The organism is Bacillus sp. X1(2014) (assembly GCF_007678255.1).
Genome location: NZ_VEED01000027.1, coordinates 14480 through 39722 on the forward strand (window position 1 = coordinate 14480; position 25243 = coordinate 39722).

Here is a 25243-nt window from a genome sequence, read left to right on the forward strand (position 1 = left end):
CGCAACCGCTAATAAGTTTTTTTTAATAAAAATGGGAAAGGAAACTTGTCTTCCTTTCCCATCCTTATGAATAAACCTCTACTTTTTCTCAGGAATAACACAATTCCCATCCGCACAACTAACATCTTCCTCTGTTGAAAGATCTTGAAGGACTGGAACCGGAGACTCTTCTTCCCAGACTTTTTGCAACGCTCCCATAAAGGTCTCTGTCGGTTGGGCACCTGAAATTGCATACTTTTGATTAATGACAAAGTATGGTACCCCGCGAACACCATACTGCTGGGCAAGGGATTCATCCTGACGGACATCTGCCGCAAAGGCATTTTTATCATTTAGGACATTTAAAACTTCTTGACGATCCAATCCTGATGCTTCTGCAATGTCAGCTAGTGTATCTATTTCCCCAATATGCTTCGATTCAGTAAAATAAGCACGAAGAAGTTTTTCAGAGACAAGAGCTTCTTTACCTTGTGTTTCTGCATATTTAGCCAAACGGTGGGCATCAAATGTATTAGTCGGCTTCATTTCATCAAAATTAAATGTTAAGCCAACAGTGGTCGCCTGCTGCCCAACTCCTTGATTTGCTTGTTTCGCTTGATCAACACTCATTCCATATTTTCCAGCCAAAACTTCATGAATATTTTGTCCGATATTCTTAGGCGAATTTGGATCAAGCTCAAAGCTTTTGAATTCAACTTCCACTTGATCCTTATGTGGAAATTGATCAAGTGCCATTTCTAATCGGCGTTTTCCTATATAACAAAATGGACATACATAATCAGACCAAACTTCAATTTTCATGTCGACACCTCTTTTTATTCTGATAATAAATATAGTAACACAAGGCGGATGAAAACCAATCCAAAGTGCTCAATGAAAAATTGGTTGATTTTACCTGAAAACAAGGTAAAGTAAAAGGATATTTCTTATTAAAAAGAGAATTATTATAAAACTAATCAAAAAATACCTCGAGGTGATGTTGGTTGAAAGAGTGGTCAAAGGAAATTGAAATCCATGCTCCCATTGATATCGTTTGGGGATTATTAAATGGTTCATTAGAGGAATTGCAAAGAATAATGCCACAAGTAGTCGATCATCAACCTGTAAAAGTGACAAATGAAGGTGTTGGAAGCATCTATCGGCAGAAATATCGAGAAGGCAAACGTGTCGAAGAGTATGATGTTGAAACATTAGAATATCAAAATACTCCAGATCAGAAGAAATTAAAAGTAGGTTTTACGCTTGCCAAAATGTTTGAGATCACCGCTAAGTATGAATTAAACGCCATCACTAAGCAAAAAACTCTTTTTAAATACACCTGTACAAATAAGCCACTAAAAGCCTTCCTAAAGTTATTTTTATTCTTAGCAAGCGACAAAATTGTCGTTCAATTTTGTGAGAGAGTAAAAAAAGTAGCTGAAGAAGAATATAAAAATAGCAATGTACTTATAAGATAGCCTGGTTAAAGACTATTTTTACAAAAGAAATTCCACAAGTTTGAGACCTGTGGAATTTATCTAATCAATTAGCTATTATTTTGTTGGGCTCCAAGAAATAAAGAAAATTGCCCGTTACTATTTCTCCAGTTAACTCCTCCCAGGCATGCTTATAGAAGGATAGTTGACTGCGATAGAATGCCTGGAGTTTTTCATAATCTTCTATTTGTTTAGCTCGGTCTGTTTTATAATCAACAATAGTCCATGTGCCATTCGTTTTATAGGTGAGATCAATCATTCCCTTCACATAGAAGGGATGCTTATCCTCAGGGTGAGTAGTGATTAACGAATAAAGAGGATGCCCTCTTTCCACTTTTAATGTAAACGGCACTTCTGTCATTACTTCCTCAGCTTTCACCAATTCATCCCAGAGCGGTGAATGTCGAAATTTTTCCAGGTAGGTGTTTACTTCTTTTTCCCTTTCGATTGGAAGCTTATATTTGCTTAAACCGACCTTAATATATTTAGAAATGTCATGACCTTGAACTGCTTTTTCAAATATATCATGAATCAGCGTGCCCCAATTTTTGCCGCCGCCAGATTCTCGTTCAATGGTAATTAACTCAGAAAAATCTTTATCCTTTGTTGGCGACCAATGTTCAAAGGTTTTTTCCCTGCTTTGGTCCAGCCAAGCGTTTTTACTAATGGTTTTGGCCTGAAATTCGGTGATGGTAATCTCGTTTGGTATGGAAGGAATCCTAAAAGCCTCTACTTCCGCGATTTCCATCTCTTCGATGTTTTCCATTTCAAAAAGGATGTTCCAAGGATTTTTCTTATTCCCATTGTGGGAACTGATGATAAGGGCTTTTTCCGCACGAGTCGCTGCAACATAAATAATCCTCAGCTCCTCTTCGGTAAGGTACATTAATTCCTCTGACTTATGCATAACCCATTGGGGTGGAATCGCAACTTCTTTATCCGCAAAACCATTCTTCACTGTAAAAGAAAAATACCCTTTTGATGTATGATCTTCCCGTTTAATATGCTGTGATAAAAAGGATTCAGGACTGACTGTCTTAGCGGGATGTGCCAAAAAGACAATAGGCGCCTCGAGGCCTTTTGCTTTATGAATATTCATAATCCGAACAGCATCCGCCTCTTCTTCAAGATTAGCCACAACTGTTTTTTCAAAAATCATCTCTGTCAGTACTTCGAGGACTTGTTTATAGGTTGTTTTTCCAGCAGCCTCCTGTTTACGAAGGGCTTCTAGTATTTGGAGCAGACTTTTATAAGTTCGTATGTTGCGGCCATTTTTCAAAAGTAATGGATAAAAGCCAACTTCTTCGATGATTTTTTCAATCGCTGCTGTTGGCGAAAGCGAACGAATTAGCTTTTGATAAAATTGTAATTTTTCTAAAACGATTTCAAATTTAGCTTGTAATTCCGGCGAAATTTCCGTAGGAATATTAGCAAAAATGGAAAATCGGCCATTTGCTTGTTTCCATTGGTATAAATCTTGGTCACTGATTCCGAAGAAAATCCCCCGTAACACGGCAATCAAGCTTACCTCATCTGTTGGGTCCAAGAAGGATGTTAGCAAGATCCATAAATCTTGGAACTCTCTCGTTTCACCAAGAATTACTTCACCACTGATACTGACTGGAATGCCCATATCCTCGATCGTTTTCGCATAGGCTGCTACTCCATCTGTATACCTCGTTAGCACCATGAAGTCCTTGGCTTGATGTCCCTTCCCTATTAGGGTTTGAATGGTTAAGGCGATGTTTTCTGCATCGATTAATATAACATCTTCCTTCTTTTTATAATTGGCAGGAACGGATAAACGCTTTACACCAGTAAACCCAGTGCCCTGGTCCTCGTAAAAGGAAACTAACGGCCGGTATGCCGCTTGGTAATCTGATTCTACCTCAGGTAAATGCCGTTTAAACACCATATTTAATTCACTGGTTACCGTGTCAACTGTCCGGAAATTAGTCGTCAATTGCAGCACTTCGCCGCCATGTTCCTCGAGTAACTGCTTGACGCGATTATAGGTGTCAATATCAGCACGGCGAAAACGGTAAATGGCTTGTTTTGGATCGCCTACCACAAAGAGTGAGCCAATTTTCGGTTTGCAATTTGTCCATGTTTCTTCATGGATGTCTTCACACGTTAAATAAAACATAATCTCTGCCTGAATTGGATCAGTGTCCTGAAACTCATCCACGAGTAAGTACCGATATTTCGCTTGGAAATAGGCTCGAACCTCAGGATTCCCTTTTAGCAACTTTGAAGTATACATCATTAAATCTTGAAAATTTAGAAGGGATCTCTCTTTCTTCAATTGCACATAAGTCTTTACGGCCTCTTCTAAGAAACTAATAATTTTTGGATGGCAATATTCTTTCCATGCCTGGATAAGTGGTTTAATTGTTACTTCAAATACGGATGAAATTTTCTCTTCATAAAATTTTGCATCTTCTTTGGAGAACCAGCGATTATAGGTAGGCTTTAAATTCTTATTAAAAAATTCGAAAATGCTAATAATGTCCTTTTCCTTCGAAGGGTCAATGAATCTTTCCTTTTGAACAGCTGTTAAAATCGCTTTCTGTAAGCTATCATATCCCTTTGGAGGCTCCTCCTCCGGAACGCATCTTTTTGCTTCCTTGATTAAGAGCATGAAAGAATGATAATCGATATTAAGTTCAGGTTTCGGGAGTGTTTCGGTTATCCAGTCCACATCAGAATATTCCTTTAACCCTTTTAACCAAGGGAAAAGGTTGTCCACAGTAATCCCTAATTCTTCGATGATTTCCATTGAATGTGGTTTTTCATCCATTAAGGTTTGTAAATGACGCTGCCAGGCCTCTTCTAAAATCTCGAGATCATCGGCTTCTTCAAGCTCCTTAAAGGTTAAATCTAGATTCGCTTCAATTGGGCGCTCACGCAACAATTTCGCACAAAATGCGTGGACCGTCCCTAAAAAGCAGCGTTCTATATTTTGCAGTGCTTCCCCTAGACGAAATTGGATTTCAAGATTCTTTTCTTTTTTCCATGCTTCTTCTAATTTCGCTTGAAAACGGACCTTTAACTCATCGGCTGCTTTCCGAGTAAACGTAATCGCAACTATTTCCTGAATTTCTGCAGTTCCCGTATAAATAAGGTTAACCATCCGCTCGACTAAGCTTGTGGTTTTACCTGAACCCGCCCCAGCTTCGACTAAGAAATTCGTGCTGAGTTGTGATTTAATTTTATCCCGGGCTGCTTGATCGCGAATTTCCTTAGTCATAGGCTCTAACCCCCTTTAGATTCTGATTGGACTGTTTTATTTCAAGGGTATCTTTATCATAAAAATGACGGCGGCACACCAGCTTATATTCACAGAATTTGCAATCATTGACATCATCAGTCATCTCAAAATGACCATGACTCACCGCTTCGTTTAGTTTTTCCAAAATATCCATGCCATTGGTTCGAAGCGTCTTGTCCTGCTTCCTCGTAAATCTTTGTGCTAAACCTTTTTGAGTTGGAAAATAATAGGAACTTTCTTCGACAGCACCCTCACCGAGATTTAGATGTTGTTCAATTGCCAATGCATAAATCATGTGCTGAAGTTGGCGGCCGCCTTTGAAGGCACCATTTTTCGCATACCCATAGGTGCTCCCGGTTTTATAATCAATGATGTGATATTTGCCATCCTTGGTTTGATCGACACGGTCAATGATCCCAGCTATTCGTATTTCCCCAGAGGGAAGAGTAATAAGCGCTGGTTCCTGTTCGCCAATCCCAAATGAATATTCGAAATGAAGCGGATCATAATTTTCAGCATGAAGCTCTTCTTCTTTTAGAAAAATATCACAACAAGCTAGGATGTCATTCCGCTCACGTTGATAGACTCTCTCATTCGGAGGCGGGAGCACTTCCTTTTGTTCATCAATTAAGTTTTGAGCAATCTTTACAATAAGGCCTAAGTGCTTAGCATAAGAAGGCTTGGTAGAATCCTCTGTTATTTTTTTATAAAATGATTCAAAAATACTGTGAAGCAAACTTCCACGTGTAGCTGCGTCCAGCCATTTGTTTGCATCATAGGAAACGTCCTCTACCGGCCTAACCTTTAGCACTTCTCTTAAAAAATAGGAATACGGACACTTGGCGAGTGTTTCAAGTTTGCCTGCACTCAGCGTTTTCTCTTGATTGAGGCGTGGGTCATACATTTCGGTATCAATTTGAATCAATCCATCATATTCTGAGAAATTTTCCGTATTTCGTGCAGTTTCCGCTGCGATTCCCTGTTTAATATTTGAAAAATGGTTAAGAATCCCATCATTAAGCTGCTGCGAATCATCATTGGTTAATTTTTCATTCCAATAATCTTTATCTTCAAAAATATCACTCGCGATGATAGATGAAGGCAGTGTCTTTAATGCTTTAAATTCTGCATCTTTATTGCCAGTGATTAGCCGATAACATTGCAAAACAATAAATGCGGGGTTAACGACCCGATTATCGTTCATATTAAAATTGCAGTAACTGACCGTGACATGCCCATTTGAATTAGCAAGAACTTGTGACATCGTATACAGATTTTCTTGACCCTTTTCTCGGAGTAGTGGCAGGCCATTCCCTAACTGTAAACGTTCTGTATCAAGTAATAGTGGATCTTCACTCATATTCCCTGGAAACTTCTTGTTATCAAGACCAACGAAAAAGACATTTGACCGGCTATTATAAATACCATTTTTATAAGATGTAACATGAAGGTGGCCAGGTTTTGGCCGTGATGTATTGATACGAACGGATAATAGCAGGTCTTTTATTTTTTCAAATAGATCATAGCTTGATAACGATTCGTCTGCATAGGGGAGCAGCTTTTTAATTTCATCCAATAGAGCTGATTTTGCTATTTCATCAAGAGCTGATCCGGTTTTAGCATTATATTTAAGTAAAAACGCGATACCGGTTAAACATTTTTTATAGTCCATCGTTGTCTCTAATGGTGGGAGATTCTTGAAAATTTCTTGAAAACACGCCCAAATCCAGAAAATATCTTTTGCTTGATTCTCATAATAATCATGGTCATCATCATGTTCGTGTTCGAGTAACTGATCACTGCGCCGGTTCAATTCCCCACTGAGCAGTTTAAGATAGCGATCTTGTGACCACCCAATTTGAAGGTCCCTGAGGACTCTGGTTAATTTTGAATTAGACATCACCACTTCATCAAGGCCAACAAATCCTCCCTCAATAAAGGAAACGCCTTTACCCATTATAATCAAGCCCTCATTCAATAAATCAAGAAAGGCTGAGACACTATAGTTGGACTGCATCCACGCGATTAATCCAGAAACTAGCCTTCCCGGCCGGCTGAATGAAATCGGCAGGCCTTCACCAAAAGTAATGGGCAGATCCATCTTTTGGGACAGGTGGTAAAACTGGGTTATGTATGAATCAGATTTGGTATAGAAAACCACACTTTCATCGAGTGGGATTTTTGCCATTTTGAGCTTTTCTAAAATTTGTTTAACTTCCATTTCTTCTGTTTTAGCAGTAAAAAGTTCTAAGTTTGATGCGCTGCTTGCATCTTCCTGTTGATAAATATAACTTAACGGTGAAGGGTTTCCCCAAGAAAAGGAACGGAGGCTTGACCGCTCAGGGGTATGGATACCCAATACAGGAGAAAGCGGCAGCTTATAAACAGCCTCAGGGATAATTTTACTCAGGAATTTTTCTTCTAGGTATGATAAGTTCAGACCTGATTGTAAGATAAACACTCTCTTCTCATCGATTTGAGCCGATTTAAGTGCCTTATGTATCAGTTCTGCTTTGTCGGTAATTTGCTGACTAATCAAAATATCTTCATATTTAGTAAGGATTTGAAATAGATCCTCTGCTTTGTCTGGATTAATAAATGCTTCCTTTTTCAAAGTATCCTTTGTATAGCCAGCTAACCGTAATGATTGAATGGTTGAATAAATAGCATGACTAAAGGCTGGCGTGATTTCCATTCCGGCAAAGTAACGAAGTTTATCTTGTTTCTTCAACTCATTTAGAAGATTGTATGTAAAATGTACTCCAACGGTATGGTCTAAACTATGTTGCGGCTTTTCCGAATTCAACTCGACTAAGATTTGGACTAAGTCATTCACTGTTTGATACTTGAGATTAATGGCTTGGTGTCCTTGTTTAACGAAAGCCACATTGATTTGTTCCCCGATCGAATGGGAATCAACGATGACGATTTTTTCTTTTAAGGGTACTTTTTGACATATTTCCTTTAGTTCCTTTATTAATGATTGCATGGGATCCTCCAATTACTTTATATAATAAATCTACATACTCACTCTGTTCGAGTTTCATGTTTGTTATTCCTTTTTGTTATAAGAAAACACATATATTCTTCATATTTGGTAATAATAACCTCGATTAACATTGAAAGGATGGGATGTTTGATGTCGTTAGAATGGTTTGACAGAGTATGTGGAGAACTTCAAGAACACCTGGAATCTATTTGTGAAGAATATGATCAGGTTGGTCAAATGACAATTGAGAGAGCTGCCAAACATCCGAGGATTGAGTTTTATGTCGATACCGCAGATGTTGATACCGAGGAACTAGAGCGTGATTATTTCTGCTCATTGTTCTTTGATCCTCAAAATGAGGAATTTTACATCGATACCTTCGATGTTGACACCGGACATACGGCGAAGGTCATCCTTTCAGACATAGAAGACATTGTCGAGGAAGTTCACGCCAGTTTACATGATTACATGAACGGCGATGACCACTATACAGATGATGGGGTCTATCTTCAGACTTCCGAAGTCTATGATGAGGAGGAAGATGATGATGGGGTAGAAACCGTCTATGTGGATGATGAGGAAGAATATTACGAAGCCGAACAAGTGAACAGTGACGACATTTTTGAGGAAATTGATGTTGATTGGTCTACACCGGAGGTAACGGCTTTTAAACACGAGGATGAGGTGGAAGTAACTTATCAATTTGGATTGGTTCAAGCCACTGGCGACGGTGTCTTAAAACGTGTCAACCGGATCTGGACCACTGACGATGAATTAATCAAAGATGAGTCTCATTTCATTTTTAGCAAAGAAGAAGCATCAACGATTATCGCAATGATTGCCTCACATATGGATCAATTAAGCGAGTTTGAATTTTAAACTAAAAATCAATTAGATAAAAAGGGAGCATACCATAAGGATGCTCCTTTTCTCATTCTACCGTGTAATCGATTTGAATTAGATCCCATGGAGTGATCATCCCAAGGGGAGCCTCATCAAACTTCCCATTTTCGGTGATGATGACTGCTTCAATTTTCCGCTTCTTCTTATGTGCTTTTTCAAAAATATTTTCAACCTCAAAAATATTAATCTCTTTTGAGACGATTTCGATTGGGTATTCTTTCTCATAATTCATGATATCTGATACATGGATGTTGGCAAGATTGACAAGACCGCTTTCCATATTTTGCGCCATCCATTTTACAATCGAACTCGATGTAAGTAAGCCCATACATTTTTTGTTTTTATAAACTGGAAATTTAGAATAACCGTACTGTTTAATTGCGGTGGTTACCTTTAAGATACTATCGTGATAATCAAAGAACACCACTTTCTTCGTTGCAATCGACAGTGCATAATTAGGACTGTTAAACACATTAGCAATTTTTTCAATATGAGAAACAACCTTTGCGTTAGGCTCTGCAATATAAAAGCCAATTTCCATTTTCTCGTGCACAATGGCGTTCCGAAGCCGAGCATATTGCTCTAAGTCTTTTTTATACGTTTCAATCATTTGATATTTTTTGGCGCCAACCTTCACGAGGACGACGAATCTATCATCATTTATTTGAACGATATCCCGCAATGCATCGTGTACTTGGTTAAAAGCTACTTCAAAACGTTCAGAAAGAAGTTGTCCTTGTTTTTTATTCATATTCTTTTGCTCTCCCATAGAATAACTCTTTATCATTATATTTATAGTAAAATTAATACTTCAAATTTTCAAGAAATTATTTCCCCCACTTTTGCTTGAGCATTTCTATTTCTTCTCTATGAGTCAACCCTTCATCATCAGGAGTTTCTAGGACTAAGGGAATTCCTTTAAAAACAGGTGATGTAATCAGTTCCTTTAATTGATCGGCTGGGATCAGGCCATTAGTGTGGAAAATGTTTGCGTGCCGGTCTTTCTTTGAGCCTGTTGGGTATTTCGAGTTATTTAGATGTATGGCTTTTAGGTGCTCAAGGTAACCTAAACTTTCCCCTTTTTCAATCAGGTCACCTGAATTTCCCCCTGTCCAAAGGCCGCTCGCAAAGGCATGGCAGGTATCGAGGCAAAAGCCGATCTTTTCTGGGTAATCACATAAGTTTCTTATTTGGACCAGTTCCTCTAAGGTTGTTCCTAACGCTCCTTTTGTACCAGCATTATTTTCTAACAAAATCAAACAGTTTCCATCCCACTGACTAAGAACGCCATTTAACATCGTAAGCATTAAATGATAACTTGCTAATGGGTCAGTTAGGCTAATTTGGCTTCCATAATGGACCACAACCCCAATAGACCCACAGGCATTGGCAATTTGTAAATCATTGAGAAGTGATGCGATTGTTAGATCCAGCTTGTCTTTTGATGGTGTTAAACTTGTAGAATAAGGTGTATGTGCTATAGATTGCAGTAGATGGTTTTGGCAAAATTCATTGCAGTTTTTCGCATCTTCTCGGTCGAAATCTTTGATGGAAAGGCTTCTCGGGTTTTTCGGAAAATATTGAAAAGCGGATGCATCGTTTGCAACCGCTTGTTTTGCTGCTCCTAAATATCCGTTTCTAATACTAACATGACTGCCATAGATCATCACTCTGTCTCCATCCGTACTTTTTACGAATAGGATTTGTTTAGCATGACCATTCTATTCGAATAAGGTGGATTATTGATTGGCTATTATAGTTAGCATACGATCCTCTACCTTTTTCCCTTTAGTATCTTCAAGTAAGTTATTTAAGAGAATCGAAAAGATTAATGTTTGTCCACTTTTGGTTTTCACGTAGCCTGATATGGAACTCACCGTAGAGATGGTTCCTGTTTTTGCCTTTACCCTTCCTCTAAAAAGAGGTTCTTTTAAGCGATTTCTTAAGGTGCCGCCTTCCATCTTTTCAGGTGCCCCAGCGACTGGTAATGACTGAAGATAGCTCGAAAACCACTCTTCTTTCTGCACGGTAAACAACAGTTGCGTTAGTTGGTTTGCTGGAATCAGATTGACATGTGATACGCCGGATCCGTCCCGAAGGACCAATGATTTGGGGTTAACCCCAAATTTAACTAATTCGGAATTTAATACTTTCAGTCCGTTTTCCCAACTCCCTTTTCCCTTCACAATCCTGCCCATTTCCTTAATTAAAATTTCCGCATGGACGTTGTTGCTGAGTTTCATAAAAGGAACCAGCAGCTCAGATAATGGTATGGAATGATGGGTTGTTAACATCTTTGCGGTGTCAGGCACCATTCCTGTTTTTAGTTTTCCTGTCACTTGAATTCCGTGTTCTGTTAACGATTGTTTTAATAAGGACATGGCATATCTTGTTGGATCCCAGACACCGATCCAGTCCTGTTCCGGTTTTGCCTTGATTGGGATTGTTCCTTTGATGGTGATGGTATTTTTTGCGTGTACCCGCTCAATCGTAATATTCTTTTTACTTTCCTCTGCGCCGGTGACGGCTTTATTGGTGATTTTTAGATAATTGGTTTTCGGGGTCAATTTCACGCTTGGCTTCTCACCTATTCTCGCTGCAGGTTGGACGAGTACTTTGACAGATCCAGCATCATAGTCTTTGGTTGGTGATGCCGTTAATGCCGAAATCTGTGCCCCATAATGGGTGGTTTCGTCGCTCCAGGGTAAATCGAGTGAATAGCGGACATCATCATACCAAGTATCATCCCCGATAAGATTGCCGCTTATTTTTTTGATGCCACGTTTTTGAATTTCTTCAGCTATTTGGTCAAAATCAGTTTTCAATAAGGTGGGATCACCTTTCCCTTTTATATATAGGTTCCCTTTAATTGTCTTTTTCTTTATCTCACCATCTGTATGTATTTCGGTTGTAAAAGTGTAGTCTTCACCAAGAATATTAAGGGCCGCTGCCGCTGTTAATAGTTTCATGTTGGAAGCTGGCCGTAAACGGACATCCCCTTGTTGGGCATAAATGATTTTTCCATCTACTGCGGAACGGATACTAACCCCAGCAATGGCTCCTTTTAATGATGGATCGTTATTGATTAGTTGATTCATCTGCTGGACCATTTTTTCGTGGCCGTACATGTCTGCGTTCACTTTTATAGAGGGAACAGAGGGAACAAGCACCATTATTAGAATTAGAATGTAATATTTAAATATGTTACTCAAACTTTGGTCCCAGCCTTTCCTTTTTCCTAAGAGTTTGTCCGAAAAAAGCAAATAATATCAGCTTTGGATTTTTTCTTGGACAACCATTGGATTTCCAGAATATGTCTATTTGTACAAACCGCCTTGAAAATTGTACAAAACACTCCAAATTTCGTACAAAAGGCAGTAAAATTCGCACAAAACCATCCTAAAATTGTACAAAAACAAAAATCCCCAGCTTAACCAAGTATAAAATTACACCATTCTCCTCACCACATTAAAATTTTTCCTAAGATAAGCCCAATTCTGAGGTGCCGGCAAGCTAATTTGCCAAAAAGTCGTGCCCGCTAATCGATAAAGAACCATTAAGTTATACTTTTCTATATAACTGCGAATATCTTCAAACCAAACGATATGTTCCTTCCCGCCAGGCCAGTAGCGATACCATGGTGCTTTCACCGTGGCATCAAATTCAATCGGTTCGCCAACAGCAATCGCTTGATTTTGTGCAGCATTTACAGATAGGGCACGTGTTTGATTCGTCCCCACCATTTTGTCATACCCATACAACGCCAACGCGATTTGTAGCTTTCGAGGATTAATTTGCGTGAGTGAATATTGAATGACTTGCTCCAGCCACGGAATCGGGGCAATTGGATCAGGCGGTCCTCCGGGGTAACCATAATCCATTGTCATCACGGCAACTAAATCAACTGCATTACCAATTCCGGCATAATCGTATGCACCGATAATTCGGTTTGTCGGTATATCAGCTGTTTTCGCATGAACATTTACATGTAATATCAATTCACCTAAACTATTTTTTAGAGCCGTAAGAAACAATATAAAGTCATTCCGTCGTGCAGGTGGAATAAATTCAAAGTCAATGCTCACGCCGCCAAACCCACGTTGTTTCGTTAAATTCACAATACTTGCCACTAGATTGGCCCGATACGTTGGATTCTCGAGCACCCTTCCTGCCAACTCCGCACTAAATTCAGTTCCCGCCAAATTCCTAATCATCATCAATGGGACGACCTTCAATTGATTGCTTCTTGCGACTAGGGCCGCATCCTCGACCATATTAAAAGCATATCCCTCCTCTGTAAAAGAATAAGCGACAACTGCCAAATAGGTAAGTTGCCCCGCGAGAGAATTCAAGGTTGCCAGATTGGCAGCTTCGGAGGAAGGAACTAAAAATCCAAGGGTCGCTAGATCTGATTTCATCGGAGATGGCACATTGATCGTTTGACCTACTATCAATTGAGTTGGATTCAGACCTGGATTTGCGGCCAGAATGTCTGCCGGCTTACTGTTGAATTGCTGAGCCAATTTCCAGATATGATCGCCTGCTTTTATTCGATACGAGTGCAGTGGCGGCAGACGATCCGGAAGATATAAAGCAAGCCCTGGCACGAGTGCATTAGATGATAGCAATCCATTCAGTTCGACTATCGTTTGGGTCGAAACACCATACTTCGTTGATATCATCCACAAATTTTCACCAGCAGCCACAATATGAACAGCCATGTTCTCACACTCCTTTTTTACTATCATATGGGCAAAGGATGATATGTTATTACTCATAGAAAACGAACTTGCCGCTAGACAAGTTCGTTTTTAATAATCTATAGCCGTGGATCAATTGGATCGGATTCCAATGCCAAAACCCCTAACACACATTCATGATAGCGTTCCAATGACTCTCTGCCGACAAACCGCTTTACCGCTTCTACACCTAAGGAGAATTCCTTTAGGGCATTGCGTTGTTTCTTACCCGCATTTCGTTGCTTTAGCCGGGACAGATTCTCAGGTTGTAAATAATCGATGCCATAAATAATATGCAAATACTTACGGCCTCTTACTTTAATAGCCGGTTGCACTAATTTGCCTTTATGACGAGCCATAAATGCTTCCGGTTTAACAACAAAACCTTCATGCCCTTCTTCCGTCATTTCTTCCCACCAATCAATCGCCGCTCTCATGGACTCCTCATCGTTGACCAGCCGATATTCCGTTTCCATAAAAAGCTTGGAAAGGATGCTGAATTCTTTATTCTTCTCCATATGCCAGGTATGTGGTTTATCGAAAAATGTTTCATTACTATGTGCTAGTGTGTGAAAAGGAGCAATTTGAATCCCTGCTAACCCTTCCGTTTCCCAGCAATACTTTTGATACACTTCGTTAAACACTTTCGCATTTTGAATCTTTTCATCCGTTTCAGCAAGCCAACTGGCAACATCCTTGCCGTTAGCAGCTGCTTTCTCCAGTTGTCCTTTTAATTTACTGCGATCAAGCAATGCCATTTCACCCACATGGGCATATTGATTCAAGATTAGTTCTTTTGCTTTTAGGTTCCACGGCAGGATCTCAGCGTCCATCAAGACAAAATCTGTAGAGTATTTTTCAAAATAACCACTCAAATCTGCATGTAATACTTGTAGAATTTGTTCCTCCAGCTCTTTCTTGAAAAAGGCTCTGCCAGTCCGCGTATAAATCGAACCTAATGTCTCTCTGCCGATATACTCTTTGGCCGCTTCCTTATTTTTAAAAAGAAGCAAAATGCCTCGGCTGCCCATATGTTTTTTCTCTACAATCATCGTATCAATGCCATTCGCTTGATAATAGTCAAACGCTTCTTGCGGGTGCTCTAAGTATCCCGCTAAATTCGAAGGTTTTGGAGTTGGGCTCATTGTCGGCGGTAAGTAAACAATCTCCTCAAGAGGAAGAGTGTAATGAGAAAAGTCGTCCAGGGCGGATTTGGCCACATCCTTATGGATAGAAATTTCTCCATAATGCTCAGTTATCACCGAATACCCATTAACAAATTTACCCAGATTAGGCGGTGTCAACCGCTTTTGTTCCCATTTCTTAATTGGGTTGTCGGGAACATTGGCATAATCCTGTTTAGCGGCAACCGATACCAATTGTTTTTCTGGAAAACGATAGGCGGTTAGCCTCCCGCCAAATACCACACCTTGGTCAATGTTAAGTGTGTTATTTACTAATAGTGGCTGCGGCTTGGGATCATGACCCCAAATAATTAATTCTTGTGATTGATGTTCAATGGTCCAGTCTTTTCGCCGCGGCTTGCCATTTTCATCCAGCCCCTCGGAGTCCCCGTACCTGCAAAAATCAAAAATCCGCTGTGATTGTTTACCAATATACCAATCCCTTATCCCAGCATGAGTCGCAACCGCCACATTGACACCATTTTTTTGGATAACCAAATGCGATTTTGCAGCGAGCAGAAGTTCCTTTAATTCTGCTCTTAATTGCTCAGTAGCTTCTTTACCAAATTTGCGCTCATACTCAATAAAATCTGCTTCAACTTTCTCATCACCATGTGCCAGGTTCACCTTGCGCCCATCCAGCCAGCGGGCAATTTTCCAGCCATGGTTGCTATCTATCATGTATGCAATTCCTGCATCCACATGTTTTTTGAAAAATTGCATCGTTTCCAGCGACCGTGGTCCACGACTCATTACGTCACCAAGTGAAAGGATTCTCCTACCCTCTGGATGAAAGAATAAGCCTTCCTCGTTTTCCTGATAACCCAGCTTGGTGAGCAATTCAAGAAACTCCTCCAAGCAGCCATGAATATCCCCAATAAAATCAATGCCGTGACCCACATCGATGGATAAAGGATTCGCCAGCCGTCCTATATCCAGGGCCTCAAGCTCCGGTTCATCTAAAATATAGGTCCGGTGAAAGCCTTCCTTCTTAATAAACCTAAGCGTTCGCTTGAAGTGCTGGTATTGCTGTTTGAGCCGATTCTTGCCGCGTGGAAAATCCCGTTCCTTATCACGAGAAATGAGTTCTTTTTCCGTCACATTTAACACAATCGCAATCACGGGGACATGATATTTTTTACCTAGGTGAAGATAACGCTCACGATTTTCTTCTTTTAAGTGTGTCGCGTCAATTATTGTTAGTTTATTTAAACGGCACCGTTTCCCAATTAAATATTCCATCGCATCAAATGCCTCGTTTGAAATCCGATAGTATTCATCAAATAAGGCATCCGCTTCATCCTTTGGACGCTGATTCCAGGTGATAAATTCTACATCACTGACGAGAACCCGGAATTGATCAGAACTAACAACTTCCGAAGCTAGAATCTTCTTTTCATGGACCAGTCGGTTTAATAAAGTGGTTTTGCCGCTATTCGAAGGTCCGACAAAGAGGACCACTCCAGCATAGGGTAAGTGAATTTTGGTCATGATTGTCCCTCCTCTCTTAAAAAGATAGCCATCTGGGTAGGTTGACCAAAAGTCGGATGTTCTTCACCAATGCCTTGAAAACGCACTTGATAGGAATAGGAACTTGCCCAAGTTCCACATTTCCCTGTAAACTCTTCCCTTGTCCATTCAAAGCGGTGATCATGATGTCTCATTGCCTCATCCATATCATAAACCACATTATATTCTTGATTCGGTGTAGTCACGATCAACACTTCTGGTCGATAGTCTTTAAAAATCGTCTCGAATACCCTTGGTAACCGGAATTCATCAATATGTTCAATCACTTCGCAAAGAATCATGACATCTTTGTTGAGCAGGCGTTCATCAAAATAAAATAGCGAGCCTGCTAATAATTGAGGCTCCATAAATCCACGTTTTTCTTTTGCTTGATCAAATCGGTCTAATGCCTTTAACCGCGCACGATTCGATGGCTCGACTGAAAGAATTTCCTGCACCCCTTCAATAAATCCTAACTTGACAGATAACTTTCCTTCCCCAGCTCCTAAGTCAACAATGGTTTGTTTTTTGGTTAAGGCCTCGACATATTTAATTATCGCTTCGTAACGAAGATCATTTAAACGTATTTTCGGCGGCTCGTTTGCCTCCACTTTTTTCGTTTCTTTTTCAAAGAACTTTGACTGTGAAATCATTTTTTGGAACCGTAAAGAACGATTTAGGATAAGCGACTTTTGCGGGTGTTTTTCTAACCAGCCTTCTCCGTAGCGGTCAAACTTCTCTAATTCTCGTTCATCAATAAAATAATGTTTATAGTTATCGATTACTGGAATCAGAATCGAAAGTTGTTTGAGTGCATTCTGAAGTGTTTGTTTCCCTAAAAGAGTGATAAACCTTGCTGAGCTTTTTTCTCGGATAGCACTTTCCCCATATTCAATCTTAACCGCATAACCCATTGGTGCAAATAAAGCTTCCAGCTCGCGGTTGTTTAAATCCGTGGCTACCGGACCAAAAGATAATTCCATGTCAAAGGGATGTTCAACCCATGAGGCATATTCCTCCTTCGGTTTCCCATTTAACGCAGTCCCCAATGCTTTTCGGATGGAGGTAACAAATATACTACTTGCCGCAAACTCGCGGTCATTTATGTAGTGAGAAATATCATATAAATCAGGTGAGTTCTTGACTAAGTCAATTGGGTCTGTTTTTACAAAGATGATGAACTGTACTTCTTCTCTTGAAAAAATAGGATAAACCAGGCGGACAGATAGCCCTTTCTCTCCACGTTCATAGAGATTATTTGGATTTTTGGCTAATAGGTAAGAAACGGCTTCCGCACCTGGGCCACGAACGGTTAAGGATAGCTGCATTTTTCGCACATCACTTTCAGGATTTTAAGTAGTATTTTATCATAATTCCCCAAAATTGGAATGTCTGGAAATAATCATAAAATTGAAAAACCCGAGTTCCAAAGAAACCCGGGCTGGCTTTTACTTAGTAGATTCATTAAAGTTATAGAAAAATTTTGCTGTAATCGAGCCATCCTTGTTTTCTTTAATATCGGTTACATGGATGCCGGAATCAGCAGGTGTCGAGCTGTAGCCTTTCCAGAAGTAGTAGGAACCGGTGTGAACATTCCCGGAAACTGGAGTAAGATTGCTTCCTGTCTTAAAGAAGTCACCGGCATTTCCACGGTTTACATTCTTTTCAAGCTCATACTTACCATCCGCTTGTAGGATCGATAATCCGTAGTGTGTTACAACATCGCCATTGCTAGCTGTTTGTGATTGATTAAACTGGTATCTCTTATTCATCCAGTTTTCGACATTATTAGGGCGGAAGCCAGCTGTTTGATAGAGTGATAGAACATTTTCATCAACATGCCAAGCTACTAGTCCATGTGCATCCGCACCCTCACGAATTAACCCTTTGTTAAAGCCTTGCTGCTGAACATTTTCAAATAAGAAATATTCTGTACCGTTAGATCCAGGTACTTCCATCTTAACAATTCCATTTTCTGCAGTGGCCGCATTGACTGGCGGTAATGTAATCGTTTGAACACCATCAACAGGCTTTACTTCTTTCGGTGAAGCCCATCCCAGGAAGATTTTTGAATATGGATCAAAATGGACTGGTGAGTTACCAGAATATGCAGCTGCATCTGGATATCTCATCCAAGAACCGCCTGCCATCATGGAATAGTTACCAACACCCTCTGATGTGTAAACCGTATCATAGAAATCCGGAAGTCCTAACGCATGACCAAATTCATGGGCAAATACGCCAGGCTGTCCAGGGAATGGACCTGTTTTCGAAGCTTCATCATAACCGCCAGTTGCTTCATTGTATCCGGCAACGTTACCACCGATTTCCGGCTGGATATTGTAATTATCTACATAAACACCGTCAAAAGTGTGGTCCTCAACAAACTGTGAATACCAGGTATTCCACTCTTCATCGGTTTCAACGCCGTCTTGGTTTAAATCAGCTGCAGGTTTACCTGTTTCATAATACTTTCCGTAATATGAGGCACTTAGCGCATTCCATTTATGTGACCAAATTTGAGCAGGATCCCCGCTAAATTCAGCACCTGTTCCTTCATGCACAATGAATACGTTTGGAACTTGTCCATTCACGGCGTATTTAGAATAGTCTACTACACTATCAGCTGCTTTAAATAGGTCTGTCACTAATTCACCATTATGTGCATCACCATTGACGTTACCGTTGACATATTTACCGCCTTCTGCATGTGTCCCATCTTGGTCTAAGTAGTAGGAAGCCCCTTTAGGAAGTTCTACCCAAACCAGATCAGCATTATCTTTCTTTACTAGTTTCACTTTCCCATAACTAGATTCCTTGTAAATGTTTTGCATTGTGCTATTCGTCGGTGCTTTCTGACCATTAAATTTTGCATATTGCTTAAATTCATCTAATTCATATGGATTATAGGTATCTCCAAAAATTAAATCATTAATATATTTGGCTGGAACCTGACCTGGGACATCTCCTTTTGGCTCATCGCCTTCCTTAAATTTAGCAAGGATAACTAGTACTGGAACATCACCATTTGCCGATTGATAGGTTACATGATTATCCCCGGCCTGCTGAAATTTCGTCCCCTTATTGTTTGCTACTTTCTCGGCTGGGTCCACTTTTGATAGATCTTTCCCTAATTCTTTCGCCTTTGCTGCTAGTTCGGGAGAGGCCCCAACATAATGAGCAAGACTTAAATCATATGTACTTTGTGCTTTAGTAACCTTAAGCTGCAAATCGGTAGATTGATAGCCAGTTAGAGTAAGACTACCAGCTAACGCTAAGGCAAATGCAGATTTTGATAGGACCTTTAACAAGAACAGCACCCCTTTTATTTTTGTAGAATTCAAATTTATCAGAATAATCAGCGAATAATAAGCTGCGATGTACCCACTTTTTAAATAATTTAGAGAGTCGAAATATAGTTTTTTCTCCCTGTTAATCGGTATATTAAATGCGGCTTTTGTCATGATTTTCGAAATTTCCTACTAAAAATAAAAAAAGGCCAATCAGGCCCTTTTTACTAACTATTACTATTCATCACCATATCGATATCTTCTGTTTTTTGCTGCAAAGCATGCCTCACATGTAGGAAATGAATGATCCCACGGCAGTTTTTTGCCACAGTTTTTGCATTTTTTTACGAACTTTTTAATATCTGTTTTCAGGCGGTCTTGAACTTTATCACTGACCTCTTCTCTCAGTCGTTCCCAATAGATGGCAGTAGTTCGCTCTCCTAATCGATATAAAAATAAGAGATGGAGTCCAATTGCTTTGTAACTTAATTCTAATTCTTCTAAGCTGCGTTCCTTTACAATCGGTTCAGGGAGTACACGTCCCTGGATAATTGCATACATGGTATCTTCCCATTGCCTGGTTAAGATCGGCTCATTTTTTGAAAACGGCAGATGTAAAAAGCCATAAAGGTCCATTAAAGAGAGCCTTGCTTCAATTTCCGTCCCCGCAATCATTTGATAAAGCGACTTTTCCTCTGCCAGCGATGCCTTTTTCGTCCCTTTAGGACTTTCAAATTTCCCCCATAGTTCAAAAAAGGTACCTAAATCATGATAATAACGTTGAAAGCGTTCAAAAACGGAATTGGTTGGTGCTATCGCAAAGGTATGAACAGGTTCATCTTCCTTCAAAAGCAAGTTCCGCATTTTTCTGATATCACTCGTAAAGGCCACTTTGCCAATATTGTAAATGCCCTTTCGCCCGGCGCGGCCAGCTATTTGCTTCACTTCTTGGGAGGTCAGCAAACGACGGCGTGTTCCATCAAACTTATCATTTTCTAAAAAAACAATTCGGCGTATCGGCAGGTTTAGACCCATTCCAATCGCATCTGTGGCCACAATGACTTTTGTTTTTCCCTTATTAAATTGCTCAATCTGCTTTTTCCTTGTTTCTGGAGGCATACTTCCGTAGATCATACTGACGGTATGGCCGTCATTTTGCAGCCGTGAGGCCGTTTCAAGCACGCGCCGACGTGAAAAACAAATCAACGCATCTCCTTTTTTTACGTGTTTAATATGAAATTCTTTCGTTTCTACTTCGAGTGGGGTATCGCGTGTGTATTCATGTATCTCAATATTTGATTCGCCCAAGAGTTGCAACAGCATCGTTTTTGAATTCCGACTCCCAATGATATGTACCTCTTCTGCATTGGCTTTCGTAATTGCCTTATACCAGGAAAAACCACGGTCTTTGTCGGTAATCATTTGCGCTTCATCTATTACCACTACTTCATAGAACTCTTTTTCATGAAACATTTCCACGGTGCAGGACGTATGATTAGCCCCGGGCGTCATTTTTTCTTCTTCACCCGTTTTTAAAGAACACGGCGTCCCCTCAGTGTTTAACTTATCATAAACTTCGAGGGCCAAAAGTCGAAGCGGAGCTAAATATAAGCCGCTATAAGCTTCTTTCATCCTTTCGAGCGCATGATGTGTTTTCCCGGTATTAGTCTCACCGATATGAAGGACATAGCGGATCTGCCGCTGGAGCGAAGGGTCGTATTCGGTTGCAAAAATGTCCCTCATCATCCGCTCTTCTGCTTCTCTTTTTCGCTTTAATTCTTCTTCAGCTTCCTTTTGTTTCCGCTCTCGCTCATGGAGGTCATTTTCAAAAATTTCCTTGTGTACCTTTTCATCAAAAGGAATTTCAGCCAAGCTGATTAAATCAGCTAGGTATTCAGCTTGAATATCCTCAATAAAATATCCCTCTACATCATAAAGCACCTGTGCAATACTGCCTTTTACAAAAGAAGCCGATAGTTCTTCATGAAAGGTTTTAAAAAAATCAGCCTTCAGTTGATCTGGTAACTGCTCTAAAACTTTTTCCGGAATAAGATCGGACAGATAATCACCAATTAAGCTTTCATAAACAAAGAAATAGGTTTGATATTCATATAAACTTCTGCCCCAGTTCATCGTTTTATGGATATCACCAGTCAGTTCTTCAAAAAAGCTGGCAACCGTGGTGTAGGCTGAGGGATTAAAATGACCTTCATCAATCAATTTTTCTTCTAACGCAAAGGTATCGACAGATTGGAATTTCACATTATTTTGTAAATCCGCCACTAATTGTTTTGCCACGAAATAACGTAACGATAAATAGAACCCTTCATATTGTTCTTCCAAAATCGCAACTGCGTTATCCTCTATCTCACTTCTAATGAATTGCTTCTGTTCTTCCAGTTGTTTTTGTTTTTCTCGCTTGATAAAATTGTCGATTGCATCCTGATACTGATTCTGCCACAAGTCTGATTTTCCTGAAAATGTTTCCTTAATCCACCCCATCGCATCAAAAGGCTGATATGTGCGCATTTCATCTCTAAACAATTTGTTGATCAACTTACGGTCGATTCCCTGTACCTCAAAGCCTTTTTCACTTAACAATTGCTTTTTTTCATTCCGCGGGACATCATTCGTTGACTTATTCAGCCAAACGTTAATCCAAATTTGTTCGACATAATCCTTACGGTCCACTAGGTATTGTTCAAAGGATGGCAGTGTTTCCTTCGTTTCGAAATAATGGTTAATATCTTCATATATTTTCATTTTTGTATGTTCAATCGCTTGAGGGTAAATTGTCGTTAATTTGTTCATCAAATTCCCTCCTTTTCTATAAAATGGATTGTTTTGTCTATAATAACATAAAAATAAAAACCGAATTAATATTCGGTTTTATAAATGATGGTTATTGCAATATTGATCAACCAAGTCTTCGATTTGATCTAGCTCAGGAAACTTTCCTGAAAACTGAAATTTAATTTCCTCAATAAAGTTTTCTTGATGGTACACATGGATAGCACCATTCTGTTGAATGACACTAAATTCTGGTACAAATCGATACCCGCTGCGTTCAATTGCCCCCATTGCTGTGGATTCCCCTTTTTGTTTTTTTATAGTATAAGCAGAAAATAGCTTGCTAATCCCATATGGGATCGTAATACCATTGAAAAAAAAAAGGATGGTGCATTTTATTTTGCACACATCCTTTTCCTTACTTTATGCAGTTGTATAAACTTCTGCTTTATTTATTTCATGGCGAATTGTTGCCTGAGCTGCCGCTAATCGTGCAAGCGGTACACGGTATGGCGAACAGCTGACATAATCCAAGCCTGTTTTATAACAAAATTCAATCGAGGTCTTTTCACCGCCATGCTCCCCGCAAATTCCTGTTTTTAAGGAAGGCTTTGTTCCACGGCCCAACTTGACGCCTGTTTCCACGAGCTTTCCTACGCCATCTTGATCGAGGACTGCAAACGGATTATCCGGCAGCACTTTATTTTCGATATAAGCCTGCAAGAACTTTCCTTCGGCATCATCACGGCTGTAGCCAAATGTTGTTTGAGTTAAATCATTGGTACCAAAGGAGAAGAAATCTGCTTCCTCGGCAATCTTATCGGCAGTCAAAGCAGCACGTGGAATTTCAATCATGGTTCCAATCGTGTACTTGAAGTTCTTAACTGTTTCTTCTTGAACCAGTACTGCCGCATCAATTACCAATTTACGCATATCCTTTAACTCATTCACATGACCAACTAAAGGAATCATAATTTCCGGCTGTACTTCAATACCTTTGTCTGCGAGCGTTGCCGCTGCATAGAAAATGGCTTTCGCTTGCATTTCATAAATCTCTGGATAAATCATTCCTAGACGGCAGCCACGGTGGCCAAGCATTGGGTTAAACTCATCTAATTGACGAACTTTTTTCAGCAACTGCTCTTTCGCTTTTAATTCTGGTGATTGAGGATCTAAGATTTGAAGTTTCGTCACTTCCACCAACAAATCCTCTTTATTTGGTAAAAACTCATGCAACGGCGGATCAAGTAACCGAATAGTGACAGGTAATCCTTTCATTTCTTCAAAGATTCCTTCAAAATCTCCTTGCTGCATTGGTAAAAGTTGATTCAATGCTTCCATTCTCTCATGATAATTTTCAGCAAGAATCATTTTTTGAACAATTGGAATCCGTTTCAAGTCCATAAACATATGTTCCGTACGGCATAAACCAATTCCGCCTGCTCCAAATTCAAATGCCTTTCTTGCATCTTCAGGATTATCTGCGTTGGCACGGACCCCAAGCTTACGTTCTTGGTCTGCCCATGCTAGCAACAACTGGAATTCATCCGATAGTTCTGGGTCAATCATTGGAATTTCTCCCAGCATTACTTCACCAGTGGAGCCGTCAATCGTAATGATATCTCCATAACTAACGACTTGATCACCCACTTTAAACTGTTTAGCCTTTAAGTCAATCTTTAAAGCTTCGCAACCGCAAATACACGCTTTCCCCATTCCGCGTGCAACAACCGCAGCGTGGCTCGTCATTCCTCCCCGGCTTGTCAAAATCGCTTGGGATGCAACGATTCCATGGATATCATCCGGTGTTGTTTCCGGACGAACAAGGATTACTTTTTTACCATCAATGCTTAATTGCTCCGCTTCATCGGCATCAAAAACAACTTGGCCTGTCGCTGCTCCTGGTGAGGCCGGTAAGCCTTTCGCTACCACTGTTTTCTGAAATTTATCGTCAATCCTGCGATGCAGGAGTTGATTAAGTTGGTCAGGGTCGACGCGAAGCAAGGCAGTCTTTTTATCGATGATTCCTTCCTCGACCATTTCCACCGCAATGCGGATAGCCGCTTGTGCGGTTCTTTTACCGTGACGAGTTTGTAGAATAAAAAGCTTGCCGCGTTCAACCGTGAACTCTATGTCCTGCATTTCTTCATAATGCTGCTCTAGTTTCTTACAAGTATCAGTAAATTGCTTGTATACTCCGGGCATCTCGTCCTTTAACGTAGCGATTGGCTGTGGAGTACGAATCCCTGCAACCACATCTTCTCCCTGTGCGTTAATTAAGTATTCACCGTAAAGGACATGCTCACCAGTCGAAGGGTTTCTTGTAAAGGCCACACCAGTGCCGGAATCATTACCCATGTTTCCGAACACCATACTTTGAATATTTACGGCAGTTCCTAAATGGTCAGCAATTTTATTCAGGCGGCGGTAGACAATCGCCCGCTGATTGTTCCAAGAATTAAAAACAGCATGAATAGCAAGGAATAATTGCTCTTTAGGATCCTGCGGGAAATTCTTTCTAGTATGTTTTTTAACGATTCCTTTATAACCAATAATGACTTCTTTCCAGTCTTCCGCACTCATTTCCGGGTCAGAAGAATAGCCTTTTTCTTCACGAATTTCTTCTAATAATTGTTCGAAAAAGTAGGTATCAATATTAAGGACGACATTACTAAACATTTGAATAAAGCGGCGGTAAGAATCATAGGCAAAACGCGGATTATTCGTTAAGTTTGCCATTCCTACCACGGTTTCATCATTCATGCCTAGGTTCAAAATGGTATCCATCATACCAGGCATGGAGAAAACAGAACCGGATCGTACAGAAACTAGTAAAGGATTTTGCGGGTCGCCTAGCTTTTTACCCATTTTCTCCTCAAGACGCGCAAGAGCTTCTAGGGTTTGAATTTCAACGATGGCTGGAATCGTTTTGCTAGCTTCATAGAATGCATTACATGCCTGTGTTGAGATCGTAAAACCATACGGCACCGGCAGGCCAATTCGCGTCATTTCCGCTAGGTTCGCACCTTTCCCCCCGAGTAAACCTTTCATATTGCCATTTCCTTCATGAAATAAATAAACGAATTTCTCCAT

At 40.1% G+C, this 25243-nt stretch carries 15 protein-coding genes; 2 read left to right on the forward strand and 13 right to left on the reverse strand.

Annotated features, from left to right (window positions below; all coding sequences use genetic code 11):
* Window positions 1-78 precede the first annotated feature (78 nt).
* Window positions 79-801: a DsbA family oxidoreductase gene (locus FS608_RS27365; RefSeq protein WP_144555699.1), complete on the reverse strand. Its 723-nt coding sequence runs from the start codon at window positions 799-801 to the stop codon at window positions 79-81.
* A 182-nt stretch (window positions 802-983) separates the two neighbouring features.
* Between FS608_RS27365 and FS608_RS27370 the strand changes: the two genes are divergently transcribed.
* Window positions 984-1457 (forward strand): SRPBCC family protein, encoded by a 474-nt coding sequence (locus FS608_RS27370; protein ID WP_144555700.1) that lies wholly within the window; start codon window positions 984-986, stop codon window positions 1455-1457.
* Between the two features lie 64 nt (window positions 1458-1521).
* Here FS608_RS27370 and FS608_RS27375 read toward each other — a convergent pair whose 3' ends face one another.
* A complete protein-coding gene (locus FS608_RS27375; RefSeq protein ID WP_144555701.1) occupies window positions 1522-4725 on the reverse strand; it encodes a UvrD-helicase domain-containing protein in 3204 nt (1067 codons plus the stop codon).
* The gene (locus FS608_RS27380) at window positions 4718-7735 is read right to left on the reverse strand and encodes a PD-(D/E)XK nuclease family protein (protein WP_144555702.1); all 3018 of its coding nucleotides are present in this window, start codon (window positions 7733-7735) and stop codon (window positions 4718-4720) included. The genes FS608_RS27375 and FS608_RS27380 overlap by 8 nt, the downstream gene beginning before the upstream one ends.
* Window positions 7736-7885: 150 nt before the next feature.
* Here FS608_RS27380 and FS608_RS27385 point away from each other — a divergent pair, with 150 nt between their 5' ends.
* Entirely contained in the window at window positions 7886-8614 is a 729-nt protein-coding gene (locus FS608_RS27385; RefSeq protein ID WP_144555703.1) for a hypothetical protein, read from the forward strand.
* A 52-nt stretch (window positions 8615-8666) separates the two neighbouring features.
* On the opposite strand, the gene FS608_RS27390 is transcribed toward FS608_RS27385, so the two are convergent.
* From FS608_RS27390 to ppdK, 10 genes are all read right to left on the reverse strand, one after another.
* Window positions 8667-9389 (reverse strand): CBS domain-containing protein, encoded by a 723-nt coding sequence (locus FS608_RS27390; RefSeq protein ID WP_144555704.1) that lies wholly within the window; start codon window positions 9387-9389, stop codon window positions 8667-8669.
* A 76-nt stretch (window positions 9390-9465) separates the two neighbouring features.
* Window positions 9466-10305, reverse strand: coding sequence for a deoxyribonuclease IV (locus tag FS608_RS27395; RefSeq protein WP_144555706.1), 840 nt, complete (start codon window positions 10303-10305; stop codon window positions 9466-9468).
* A 72-nt stretch (window positions 10306-10377) separates the two neighbouring features.
* Complete coding sequence (dacB, locus tag FS608_RS27400; RefSeq protein ID WP_395947832.1) at window positions 10378-11850, reverse strand: D-alanyl-D-alanine carboxypeptidase/D-alanyl-D-alanine endopeptidase; 1473 nt, start codon at window positions 11848-11850, stop codon at window positions 10378-10380.
* A gap of 234 nt (window positions 11851-12084) precedes the next feature.
* Window positions 12085-13359, reverse strand: a complete 1275-nt coding sequence (locus tag FS608_RS27405) for a glycosyl hydrolase family 18 protein (RefSeq protein ID WP_144555709.1) — start codon at window positions 13357-13359, stop codon at window positions 12085-12087.
* A 98-nt stretch (window positions 13360-13457) separates the two neighbouring features.
* Window positions 13458-16052 (reverse strand): polynucleotide kinase-phosphatase, encoded by a 2595-nt coding sequence (locus FS608_RS27410; RefSeq protein WP_186328921.1) that lies wholly within the window; start codon window positions 16050-16052, stop codon window positions 13458-13460.
* Window positions 16049-17398 carry a 3' terminal RNA ribose 2'-O-methyltransferase Hen1 gene (locus tag FS608_RS27415; RefSeq protein WP_144555713.1) on the reverse strand — a complete coding sequence of 450 codons (1350 nt, stop codon included), beginning with the start codon at window positions 17396-17398 and terminating at the stop codon, window positions 16049-16051. Before FS608_RS27415 ends, FS608_RS27410 begins: the two co-directional genes overlap by 4 nt.
* Before the next feature lie 120 nt (window positions 17399-17518).
* Complete coding sequence (locus tag FS608_RS27420) at window positions 17519-19381, reverse strand: M6 family metalloprotease domain-containing protein (protein WP_144555714.1); 1863 nt, start codon at window positions 19379-19381, stop codon at window positions 17519-17521.
* A gap of 216 nt (window positions 19382-19597) precedes the next feature.
* Window positions 19598-22171 (reverse strand): DEAD/DEAH box helicase, encoded by a 2574-nt coding sequence (locus FS608_RS27425; protein ID WP_144555716.1) that lies wholly within the window; start codon window positions 22169-22171, stop codon window positions 19598-19600.
* 78 nt (window positions 22172-22249) lie between these two features.
* Complete coding sequence (locus tag FS608_RS27430; RefSeq protein WP_144555717.1) at window positions 22250-22441, reverse strand: YbxH family protein; 192 nt, start codon at window positions 22439-22441, stop codon at window positions 22250-22252.
* Between the two features lie 132 nt (window positions 22442-22573).
* The gene (gene ppdK, locus FS608_RS27435) at window positions 22574-25243 is read right to left on the reverse strand and encodes a pyruvate, phosphate dikinase (RefSeq protein WP_144555718.1); all 2670 of its coding nucleotides are present in this window, start codon (window positions 25241-25243) and stop codon (window positions 22574-22576) included.